This is a genomic window from Capnocytophaga sp. oral taxon 380 str. F0488, from assembly GCF_000318255.2.
GTDB classification, from domain to species: Bacteria; Bacteroidota; Bacteroidia; order Flavobacteriales; family Flavobacteriaceae; genus Capnocytophaga; species Capnocytophaga ochracea.
Genome location: NZ_KB291206.1, coordinates 46,790 through 57,178 on the forward strand (window position 1 = coordinate 46,790; position 10,389 = coordinate 57,178).

11 protein-coding genes are annotated in these 10,389 nt (G+C 37.8%); 3 read left to right on the top strand and 8 right to left on the bottom strand.

Features of this window, described 5'->3' with window-relative positions:
• Nucleotides 1-32: 32 nt before the first annotated feature.
• Nucleotides 33-962, bottom strand: coding sequence for an ABC transporter ATP-binding protein (locus HMPREF9078_RS06795; RefSeq protein ID WP_009419958.1), 930 nt, complete (start codon nucleotides 960-962; stop codon nucleotides 33-35).
• Between the two features lie 627 nt (nucleotides 963-1,589).
• Between HMPREF9078_RS06795 and lgt the strand changes: the two genes are divergently transcribed.
• The 3 genes from lgt to idi all read left to right on the top strand — a co-directional run bounded on the left by lgt (nucleotide 1,590) and on the right by idi (nucleotide 3,663).
• The gene (gene lgt, locus HMPREF9078_RS06800; RefSeq protein WP_002672317.1) at nucleotides 1,590-2,549 is read left to right on the top strand and encodes a prolipoprotein diacylglyceryl transferase; all 960 of its coding nucleotides are present in this window, start codon (nucleotides 1,590-1,592) and stop codon (nucleotides 2,547-2,549) included.
• A gap of 61 nt (nucleotides 2,550-2,610) precedes the next feature.
• On the top strand, nucleotides 2,611-3,126 hold the full coding sequence (locus HMPREF9078_RS06805; RefSeq protein WP_009419960.1) for a DUF192 domain-containing protein: 516 nt from the start codon (nucleotides 2,611-2,613) through the stop codon (nucleotides 3,124-3,126).
• 18 nt (nucleotides 3,127-3,144) lie between these two features.
• Nucleotides 3,145-3,663, top strand: coding sequence for an isopentenyl-diphosphate Delta-isomerase (gene idi / locus HMPREF9078_RS06810; RefSeq protein ID WP_009419961.1), 519 nt, complete (start codon nucleotides 3,145-3,147; stop codon nucleotides 3,661-3,663).
• A gap of 83 nt (nucleotides 3,664-3,746) precedes the next feature.
• On the opposite strand, the gene speB is transcribed toward idi, so the two are convergent.
• From speB to pncA, 7 genes are all read right to left on the bottom strand, one after another.
• Entirely contained in the window at nucleotides 3,747-4,625 is an 879-nt protein-coding gene (speB, locus tag HMPREF9078_RS06815; RefSeq protein WP_009419962.1) for an agmatinase, read from the bottom strand.
• Nucleotides 4,626-4,726: 101 nt separating this feature from the next.
• Complete coding sequence (locus HMPREF9078_RS06820) at nucleotides 4,727-5,101, bottom strand: DUF4293 domain-containing protein (RefSeq protein ID WP_002672326.1); 375 nt, start codon at nucleotides 5,099-5,101, stop codon at nucleotides 4,727-4,729.
• Nucleotides 5,102-5,157: 56 nt separating this feature from the next.
• The gene (locus HMPREF9078_RS06825) at nucleotides 5,158-6,063 is read right to left on the bottom strand and encodes a YitT family protein (protein ID WP_009411114.1); all 906 of its coding nucleotides are present in this window, start codon (nucleotides 6,061-6,063) and stop codon (nucleotides 5,158-5,160) included.
• A gap of 104 nt (nucleotides 6,064-6,167) precedes the next feature.
• Nucleotides 6,168-7,358: a pyridoxal phosphate-dependent aminotransferase gene (locus HMPREF9078_RS06830; RefSeq protein ID WP_009419963.1), complete on the bottom strand. Its 1,191-nt coding sequence runs from the start codon at nucleotides 7,356-7,358 to the stop codon at nucleotides 6,168-6,170.
• Between the two features lie 15 nt (nucleotides 7,359-7,373).
• Nucleotides 7,374-8,198 (bottom strand): endonuclease/exonuclease/phosphatase family protein, encoded by an 825-nt coding sequence (locus tag HMPREF9078_RS06835; RefSeq protein ID WP_009419964.1) that lies wholly within the window; start codon nucleotides 8,196-8,198, stop codon nucleotides 7,374-7,376.
• Nucleotides 8,199-8,216: 18 nt separating this feature from the next.
• Nucleotides 8,217-9,671, bottom strand: a complete 1,455-nt coding sequence (locus HMPREF9078_RS06840) for a hypothetical protein (RefSeq protein ID WP_009419965.1) — start codon at nucleotides 9,669-9,671, stop codon at nucleotides 8,217-8,219.
• Between the two features lie 23 nt (nucleotides 9,672-9,694).
• Nucleotides 9,695-10,234 (bottom strand): bifunctional nicotinamidase/pyrazinamidase, encoded by a 540-nt coding sequence (pncA, locus tag HMPREF9078_RS06845; protein WP_009419966.1) that lies wholly within the window; start codon nucleotides 10,232-10,234, stop codon nucleotides 9,695-9,697.
• Nucleotides 10,235-10,389 lie beyond the last annotated feature (155 nt).

The following is a 10,389-nucleotide window of genomic DNA, read 5'->3' on the forward strand; positions in this document are numbered from 1 at the left end:
GTTATAGCGGAAAACCTTTCAGACATCTTATACTATTCTTTCAATTTATTAATGGTCGATATAAAAATCTCATCTACTGAGGGGATAGACTCTACAAAGTGCGTTACTTCGGCACGTGTAGTGAGGTATTGCAACAAATCGTTAGCCGTTTGTCCCTCTTTCTTCTGGATATGTAATTTTAACTCGTCATATAGCGTTTTAAAATTTGTCTCACTCACTTCAAATTGGCTTTTAAGTTCAGCTAAGAGGGCTGTTTTCTGCTCTTCAGCAACTTTTAAACCTACTTCATACAAGTTGTTTTTATAAGCCCTCTTAATGTTGATAAGCTTACCATCTAATATCTTACGCGATTTATTGATTAGCGCAATATGGTCGCACAACTCTTCAACCGATTCCATTCGGTGAGTAGAGAAGATAATCGTTGCTCCTTGCTCCCGTAAGTATAGAATTTCGTCCTTGATAATATTCGCATTGATGGGGTCGAAACCGCTAAAAGGCTCGTCGAATATCAGCAGTTTAGGGTTGTGAAGTACAGTTACCAAAAATTGAATTTTCTGTGCCATACCTTTGGAGAGCTCTTGTACTTTTTTGTGCCACCAATCGCCAATATCAAGGCGGTTGAACCAAAATTTAAGTCGCTCCTTAGCTTCTTCCTTGCTCAATCCTTTCAGTTGTGCTAAATACAAAGCCTGCTCACCTACCTTCATCGTTTTGTACAAACCACGCTCTTCGGGTAAATAGCCTATTTGTGCCGTATGCTTAGGTTGTAACAGTTCTCCGTCGAAGAACACTTTACCCGCATCGGGCAATACAATTTGGTTGATAATACGTATCAGTGAGGTTTTTCCCGCCCCATTAGGTCCCAGCAGACCAAAGATACTCCCCTTAGGGATATGTAACGACACATCGTCTAAAGCCGTATAGTCGCCATATTGTTTACTAATATTTTCTATTCTAAGCATTTATTTAATGGTTACTGATAAATGATTAACAGTTAATTCTAAAGTGCAAAGATATAGCAATTCAAACTCAAAAGCAAATATTTGTCATTGGTTTGTATTCAGTTACTTTGCTAATGGTTGTTCTATACGGCAAAGTTTTTTTGCGTTTTTCTCGCAATATAGCCCATTTTAACACTTTTTTCTCAATAATAAGAAGAGTGTTTTTTATGAGTTGATATACAGCATACTAAGGGCTTATCTTCGCCTTAGCTTCGGTTTAGGTTCGCCTTACCTTCGCTCTTCCTTCGGTTGAGATGGCTCAAAAGTAAAAGATAAAATTTTAAATAATATGTTCTTTATCAATATTTTGTATTTTTGAGGTTCAAAATAAGACCTTGTGGTATAAATTTAAAAAATCTGCGGTATTTAATATTCTTTAACAGAAAAATCTCAGTACATTTTAGCTCACTACCTCAAACCCTAATCCGCCCTATTCTATTCACTGAATCATCATTATTAGTATTATTGGCATTTCTAGTATTAACTTAGGTATTATTGGTATTATTGGCATTAACCGGGTATTAATTTTATAAATAACTTGTCGTTTTAAATAAAAATCGTACTTTTGCATCTCAAAAATAAATACTAATGATTGCTTTAAATTTTATATGGAATTCTAATGAGATTCTCGCCTCTTTAAACCTACCTTTTATAGGTACTTTTTCACTTCGCTATTACAGCTTGATGTTTATCGTGGCTTTTAGCTTGGGGTGGTTTCTCACTAAAAAAATATATCTGAACGAAGGCAAAACAGTACAACAGCTGGACACCTTGTTCGTTTACACCGCTATAGCTACCTTAGTAGGCGCACGTTTAGGCGATTGCTTATTTTACAATTGGGATTATTTCAAAGACCACTTGCTCGAAATCTTTTTGCCTATTAAAGAGAAACCCGGTGGCGGTTGGGAGCTTACAGGCTTTTCAGGTTTAGCAAGTCACGGAGCTGCCGTAGGTATTATTATCGCAATGATACTATATGTGCGTAAGTATAAAGATATTAGCCTATCGTGGATATTAGACCGTGTGGTGATTCCTATCACTATCGGAGGTATGTTTGTGCGCTTTGGTAACTTTTTCAATTCCGAAATCAACGGCAAAATAGTAAGCAATACTTATCCGTTAGGGGTGAAATTTGTACAAGGCGGAGCTATCTCTCCCCGTAGAGCAATGGCTATTACTGAACAAACCGACCCTCAAACTGCTTATAAACTCATTGCTCACGACCCTCGTTATGCTGATATTTTAGCTTCTATCCCTTACCAACACCCTGCACAATTGTACGAAGCCTTTGGCTATTTTTGCTTGTTTTGGGTATTGTGGTACGTGTATTGGAAAACTGACAAAAAAGACCAACCTTACTTCATCTTTGGACTATTTTTAGTACTCTTGTGGAGTATTCGTTTTGCAGTGGAATTTGTAAAAGAAAGTCAAGGAGGTTTCGAAAGCTCTCTCGGCTTGCTCTCTACTGGTCAGTGGCTCAGTATTCCATTTATCTTAGCAGGTTTCTACTTGTTATTCAGAAATCGCATCGAAACACGTAAGTATTAATATTAATTTTGTGAACATTTTAGAACTTAATTAGAGTTAAAATTTAAATTTTATAATTAGAATGCAATTTTTTAGAAAACACTTTGTAACTGTAGCATTAGTATTGGTAGCCTTAGCAGCTATTGCCCTTATTTTACCTCGTTTCTTCTCTAATGAGAGTAATAGAGTACAAGAAATAGAAATCACTCCTCAGGATATTGATTTTACTCGAGACGGTGAAGTCTCTATCTTTAAGAACGACTCTCTTATCCAAACTATTGAAGTTGAATTTGCTAAAAACGATGAGGAGCGTGCCTTAGGACTAATGTACCGCTCTTCAATGGACGAACATCAAGGAATGTGGTTTATTTTTCCAGAAGAAGCTCCTCGTTCTTTCTATATGAGAAATACTGAAATACCTTTGGATATCATCTATTTAGATAAAGATAAAAAAGTGGTAAGTATAGCTAAAAACGCTCGCCCTTACGACGAAACCTCTTTACCCTCAGAGAAACCTGCTATGTATGTATTAGAAATCAATGGAGGATTGTCCGATAAATGGGGAATTGAAAAAGGCGATAGAATGGAAGTAAAATAAGTACTCCTATTTGCAAATATGGAAGAACAAGTAATATTAGTGAACGAACACGATACTCCCATAGGCTTAATGGGGAAGCTTGAAGCACACCAAAAAGCCTTATTACATAGGGCTTTCTCTGTATTTATACTCAACGATAAAGGGGAGATTATGTTACAACAAAGAGCTGCGAGCAAATATCATTCGCCTAACTTGTGGACGAATACTTGTTGCAGTCACCCACGTCAGGGCGAGACAACTATTGAAGCAGGCAAGCGTCGCTTACAAGAAGAAATGGGTTTTGTTACAGAACTTACCGATATATTGAGTTTTATCTACAAAGCCCCTTTTGATAACGGGCTTACAGAGCACGAACTCGACCATATTCTCATAGGATACTATAACGCCTCCCCTACTATCAACCCTGAAGAAGTAGCCGATTGGCGTTGGGAACTTCCAGAAAAGATAAAAGAAGATATTGCTAAGCACCCGCATCGGTATACTGAATGGTTTAAGATTATTTTCGATAAATTCTTACATCAAGTACTAAAAGGATAAACAAAAGAGGCTATTTGAAAAATCAAATAGCCTCTTTTGTTATTTATAATCATTAATTTATGCCTTCTTCGCAGAAAACTCTTCTATACCTTTATCTCTTTTTTCTTACTTCTATATTTAAAATAATAAGCTAACATCTTGTAATAAAGTTTAGCTGCCAAGAAAGCCGTAGGCTTAGCCTGCGGACTATCCATTAGTTCTACAATGTCAAACGCTACCACATTACATTTTTTAAACACTTTACGTAAGAGTTTAAGAGTAGGGTACCATTGCAATCCTCCTGGTTCAGGAGTGCCTGTTGAAGGTGCGATAGCAGGATCGAAAGCGTCTAAATCTATCGTGATATATACATTCCCCGATACCTTGTCAAGTACATCTTCAACCCACTCTTTGTTTTTAGCTATTTCGTGAGCGAAAAATACTCGTCCTTTTGGTAAATATTGCTTTTCCTCTACATCCATCGAGCGAATACCTACTTGTACTAATTTGTGTTTTTGGTTAGCTTCAAATACGGCACAAGCGTGATTAGAGGTTGAACCGTGATACTCAGGGCGCAAATCAGTATGGGCATCAAGTTGCAAAACTGTAAGTTTTTCATACTTTTCACCTACGGCACGTATAGAACCAATAGACACTGAGTGTTCTCCACCAAAAAGAGTAAAAAGCTTATCTTCGTGCTTCAATAGTTCTTGTGTCTTTTCATAAACCGCTTGTGTCATTGCCTCTGGCGAACTGTTTTCGCTTACTTCACCTGCTAAAAACACTCCATTGAGATAAGGCTCGGTATCCGTTTCAATATCGTATAGCTCCATATTTTCTGAGGCATCTAAAAACAATTCAGGTCCTTTATCGGCTCCTTTACCCCAAGTAGACGTACCATCATAAGGTACTGTTACCAGCATTACTTTTGAGTTTTCCAGCGTTGCATTTTCTGTTGGAATACCTGCATATGTTCTTTTCATTATCTGATTTATTTAATAAATAGGGCACAAAGATAATAAAAAAATCCTAAGTTTAAACACTTAGGATTTTTTTAACGCACAACACTACTAAGATTATAGGTCTATCGCAATCGGTCTGCTGATTTTACGAGCTTCTCGTCCCGTCTGATAGCCTTGTTGGCTAAAAACAAAAAAACGATAGAAAGCACGGGTACGAAAACCCCAACACCTTTCTCCGAAAGCAAGCCTTCTCCAGATGAGTTTAGCATTCGATATACAAATATTCCTAGTAAAGTAAAATTTATAAGGACGTTCAGCCAGTTAAGCCACTGCTGAACACTTCTTTTCTTATATTTAAATATGGTGTATAGAGCCAATATTGCTGTTATCCCTAATAAGATACTCCTAAGCCAATCTATACTAAAAAGCATCGGGACGGCTACGGTAGCTACAATCACTACCAACAGCATATAAATAGTTTGTATTCTCTGAATCATTCTTTTTTGTTTTGAACGTGCAAATATAGTACTTTTTCTAAAACCTGAAAAATATTTTACTTTAATTTATCAAAACCATTACCATAAACCCCCATTACGTTGGTCTTCGTTACAAAGGCAGCAGGGTCTATTGTTCGCACCAAACGGAAGATAGAAGTAGCCTCTGTACGGCGAGCTATTACAATCACTATTTTTTGCGAGGATTTAGAATACCAACCTATCCCATCGATAATAGTACAACCGCGTTTGAGTTCACTATTGATGTGGTTCGCTATCTCATCATAGTGTTTAGAGAAGATAAACAACTGCACCGATTGTCTTGCTCCATTGATAACAATTTCTACCATCTGCCACATCAGCGGTAAGAGGATAAGTCCATAAATAGTCTTTTCGAGTGAATTGTCTTGGCGTTCCAAAATGAAGAAAGACGATAGCACGATACACACGTCTACCACCAAAAGAATACGCGCTATACTGATGCTGTAATACTTGGTAATAACAAAGCCTATTATATCAGTGCCTCCTGTACTTCCGTTAGCTGAATAAACCAATCCTAAACCCGTACCGCATAGCAATCCTCCCATAATTACGTTTAAGAAGTCGTCTCTCAAAGGAGGGTGTTCTATAAAATAAGGCATTAAATACTCTTTCCCAGCCCAAATCAATCCCGATAGAATAGTTATAGAGATGAGTGTTCGGTAGGTGAATTGCTTACTCATTGCTTTAAAGCCTATCACCAAGAGTATAAAGTTGATAATCCAATAGGTAATAGCCAAATCGGCTCCTAACTTATAATTCAAGATAAGACAGATACCTGCCAAACCTCCTGTTACTATCCCATTAGGCATTATAAAGCCTGTAATTCCTATCGCATATGATATAAGCCCTAAGATGATAATAAGATAATCCTTTATGTAAAAAGACTTTAAGTATTTAATAGTCTTGCTATCTGCTATTGCCATAACACTACTTTAATTTTACAATGATTCTTTGTCGTTTATTTTTTAGGCGCAAAAGTACTATTTTTAATTGAATGTGCAAACCAAAACCGAAAAAGTGTTTTTTATTATTGCAAACTCTCTTCTATACGTCTTATAGCTTCTCGCAAATCTTCCTCAGAAGCAGCATACGAAAAGCGAATGCAATTAGCATCACCAAAGGCTTCACCTGTAACAGTAGCTACCATTGCTTCTTCTAACAGATACAAAGAGAAGTCGGTTGCGTTGTGAATATTGCGACCTCTTAGGGTTTTGCCAAAGAAAGACGATACATCGGGGAACACATAGAAGGCACCTTCGGGGACGTTGAGTTTAAACCCGTCAATCTCACTTAGAAGTTGTAATACTAAATCTCTACGCCTTTTAAACTCGTCTACCATATATTGTATTTTGCTCTTAGGTGCTTTCAGGGCAGCAATAGAAGCGCGTTGAGCTATGGCATTAGCACCACTGGTTATTTGTCCTTGTACTTTGGTACAGGCTTTAGCAATCCATTCAGGAGCTCCCATATAGCCTATACGCCAGCCAGTCATTGCAAAGGCTTTGGACATTCCATTTACAGTGATGGTACGTTCATAGAGTCCGTCGATTTCGGCTACACTAGTTACTCTCTCATTGGTGAAGTTGATATACTCATAAATCTCATCTGAGAGAATAAAGATGTTAGGGTGTTTTCTAAGCACTACGGCTAAAGCTTCTAATTCTTCTTTGCTGTATATAGAACCACTGGGGTTACAAGGGGTATTAAACCATACCATTTTAGTTTTAGGAGTAATAGCTACTTCCAACTGAGCAGGAGTTATTTTGAAGTCGTTCTCAATGGTTGTGTGAACCTCTATGGGAACGCCTCCTGCCATTTTAGCTATTTCCTTATAACTCACCCAATAAGGAGCAGGAAATATCACCTCGTCACCAGGATTGAGCATCGCCAAGGCTACATTTGCCAAGCATTGTTTAGCTCCCGTAGATACTACTATTTGTGAAGGCTTGTAATGAAGGTTATTGTCGCGTCTGAACTTTTCGCAAATCGCCTCTCTCAATTCCAAATAACCATCAATAGGAGTATATTTGCTGTAGTTCTGTTGTACTGCCTCGATAGCTGCTTCTTTTATAAAATCAGGGATATCGAAATCGGGTTCGCCTAAGCTAAGACCAATGATGTCCTTGCCTTCGGCTTTTAGTTCACGCGTTTTGGCTGCCATTCCTAAGGTAGCCGATACTTCCATAGCGTTGATACGGTCAGATAAATACTGTTTCATACTGTTTTAAAAAGTTTATTTCAGTTGTAATTCTACCCATACAGGTAAGTGGTCGGAAGGATAGAGACCACCAATGCGGGTTTCTATAATTTTATATTGTTTTACTTTTATAGACTTCTGAACAAAGATAAAATCTATATGTCCTTTTAAAGGTTCATCGGTTTTAAAAGCATTGAAAGTACCCATATTAGGTGTTTTATTAGTGGGTGATAACTGGGTGTCGTACAACTGAGATGCTATTTTTTGTACGGCAGGGTGCTCAGTAGGAAGATTGAAATCACCCATTAAGATGACTTTCCCGCTCTTGGCAATCTCTTTAATTTTCTGTAAAACCAAATCGGCACTTTGTACCTGAGCTACTTTGCCTTCGTGGTCGAAATGGAGATTGAACACCCAAAAGATCGTCTTTTTATCTTTGAGTTTTACCCAAGAGCAAATGCGGTTACAGCAAGTAGCGTCCCAGCCTAAGGAAGGCACCTCAGGAGTTTGAGAAAGCCAAAAGTTCCCTTTGTCGAGCAAGGTAAAACGACCTTTTTTGAAGAAAATAGCCGAATGTTCACCCGCTTCCTTACCGTCGTCACGCCCTGCACCTTCACGCTGATAAGTAGGGAAACGTTCTTCCAAAAATTTAAGTTGGTGTGGTAAGGCTTCTTGTACTCCAAAGATATCGGGGTTTGCCTCTGTAAGCACTGTAAATACCTTTTCTTTCCTATTACCATTAGTCCAAGCGTTTACACCGTCTTGAGGAACTTCGCAACGAATGTTATAAGTCATTACGGTTAGGTCTTGCGCTATGGAAAAAGTAGGCAAGACACATAAAATAAATAATAATGGTTTCATAATAATGTTACTTTTAAATCATTCTTTTCGGTAAATGGGGTAAATAGGTTTGTCTTCCTCTTTCCCTAAAACACTATCAAAAAAGTTCCAATTAAAGAAAGAATCAGGTGCTTGAGGTTCTAAGGTTTCCAACAGATAGTGTTTAGCGGGTTGCGCTACCTCAATAAGATAATCGCCTTTGTAAAGTTGTACTTTTTCTTTCTGAGGACTCACTTGTGTTTGGTGATGCAAATAATGCCCCTCAAACGGATAGGTATAAGTTTTAAAATTCTCAATGCGATAAGATGTTACATTCATCAGCGTATCTTTCTCTATTTCTGTTATTGCTACACCGTTAGCTTTTAGGCGGTCAATTACTCTTTGCCATACTTTAGGAACGATATAATTTTGAGGAATACTAACACTCTGCACGGGTTTAAAATGATTGTAAAGAGGTTTTTCATCTACTTTTGTATATTGAGTAGAATCTATTTCCCATTCCAACGAATATTCCTTTTGTGCATTATCAGCCTCTGTTTGTTTGATTTTTACTTGCTTGATATACTGATTGTCAGCATCGGCTATTTCTACAAGGGTTTTCATCATCTCATAGTTAGCTTCTACGCGTTGTTTGTAGGGTTTCTGTCCATTAGTATTAATACGGATACTCATACAGTCCCACAAGCTGACATAACCAGTGGCATATCGAGGAATATCGGGGTGTGAGGATAAGGTTAATTGCTTAAAAGGGGTTCTCAAACTATCGCTTTGGAAAGGGAGTTGTCTTTTTTCTAACTGCTGAGAGAGACGTGGCAATAAAGCATCACGTACATAACCTCCTGTAAAAACGCCTAACTTCTCAATTTGTGAGGTAGAATAGCTTAACACATAAGGAGCATTAGCTACATCAATTACGTGGTTATCAATAAAGATATCTGGCTGTACTTCTTGTAAGATTTTAGCAAACGACAAGGTATTCTCTACATCAGCTTTTACAAAATCGCAGTTTAAATTGTAGTTTGCTTCACTGTTTTTCTTACCTGTGAGCATTCCGCCTATATTGTACACTGGAATAGTTACTACTATCACATTTTTGGAAAGCTTGATTTCATTCTGCGCCAAATTACGAAAGAGCAACATAGTAGCGTCCACTCCATCAGGTTCGTTGCCGTGAATAGCATTATTAATAAAAACAATGGTTCTATCTTTGTGATACTTGGAGAGATTAAACTCGGCATCGGGACTGTAGATTACCAGGTGCAACGGCTGACCATTATCGGTTTGCTCCATTGTTTTAAAGGAAATAGATGCAAATTCTTTCGATAAATCTTTGTAGTAGTCTATTACTTCCTCATATGATGAGCTCTTGGTACCATCAGTTTGCTCGAAGGGTGTTTGGTAGTTTTCTCTTGGAGAGAAGAAAGGTGTATCACAACCCGCAAAAGCCACAGCTAATATTATATAAGCAATATATTTCACTTCTATTTTTAACATATTATTCTTTTAATATTGATTTTTTAGCAATTGATTGACCTTATACCTTTGTCGAACAAACTTACCTTATAGCCTAAGGCTTTGGCATCATTAGCACTATAAGCTACACAAAAATCACCTGCTAAGCCACAAAATACGAGTTCTGTAATGCCTTTGTCTTGCAAAAAACCGTGTAATCCTGTGTTGTTCTGTTTATTATTATCAAAAAAAGCACTGTAGCTATCCACTTCGGGGTTCATTCCTTTGCGAAAAATGGTTGCAATGGGGCGAATATCTAAATCTTTATGCAGTTCTGCTCCGAAAGTACCTTGCACACAATGGTCTGGCCACAGTATTTGGTCGATACCTCCGAGCTGTATTACTTCAAAAGGCTTTTTACCAGCGTGCTGACTTGCAAAACTTTTATGAGTAGCAGGGTGCCAATCTTGTGTTGCAACAATAAGGTCATACCCTTGTGTCATTTCGGCATTGATAAAGGGAATTATTTGGTCGCCTTGGGGTACAGGTAATGTACCGGTAGGCATAAAATCATTTTGAACATCTACAATTACAAGTGCTTTCATAGTAACTTTTTTCTAAACTAATGATTAATGATTAATGGTTAATAGTTAATGGTGAGTTAGGAGGATTTATACGAAATCTTATGTGATAAACGGTGCGAGCCACACGGGCAGGTGTGAGCCACACGGGCAGTCGTAGCACGACAGGCAGATAATGA

Coding starts and splice junctions, on each gene's coding strand:
- HMPREF9078_RS06830 (WP_009419963.1), bottom strand. CDS start 7,358: ATGAAACAGTATTTATCTGACCGTATCAACGCTATGGAAGTATCGGCT.
- HMPREF9078_RS06795 (WP_009419958.1), bottom strand. CDS start 962: ATGCTTAGAATAGAAAATATTAGTAAACAATATGGCGACTATACGGCT.
- HMPREF9078_RS06840 (WP_009419965.1), bottom strand. CDS start 9,671: ATGTTAAAAATAGAAGTGAAATATATTGCTTATATAATATTAGCTGTG.
- speB (WP_009419962.1), bottom strand. CDS start 4,625: ATGAAAAGAACATATGCAGGTATTCCAACAGAAAATGCAACGCTGGAA.
- pncA (WP_009419966.1), bottom strand. CDS start 10,234: ATGAAAGCACTTGTAATTGTAGATGTTCAAAATGATTTTATGCCTACC.
- lgt (WP_002672317.1), top strand. CDS start 1,590: ATGATTGCTTTAAATTTTATATGGAATTCTAATGAGATTCTCGCCTCT.
- HMPREF9078_RS06825 (WP_009411114.1), bottom strand. CDS start 6,063: ATGGCAATAGCAGATAGCAAGACTATTAAATACTTAAAGTCTTTTTAC.
- HMPREF9078_RS06805 (WP_009419960.1), top strand. CDS start 2,611: ATGCAATTTTTTAGAAAACACTTTGTAACTGTAGCATTAGTATTGGTA.
- HMPREF9078_RS06820 (WP_002672326.1), bottom strand. CDS start 5,101: ATGATTCAGAGAATACAAACTATTTATATGCTGTTGGTAGTGATTGTA.
- idi (WP_009419961.1), top strand. CDS start 3,145: ATGGAAGAACAAGTAATATTAGTGAACGAACACGATACTCCCATAGGC.
- HMPREF9078_RS06835 (WP_009419964.1), bottom strand. CDS start 8,198: ATGAAACCATTATTATTTATTTTATGTGTCTTGCCTACTTTTTCCATA.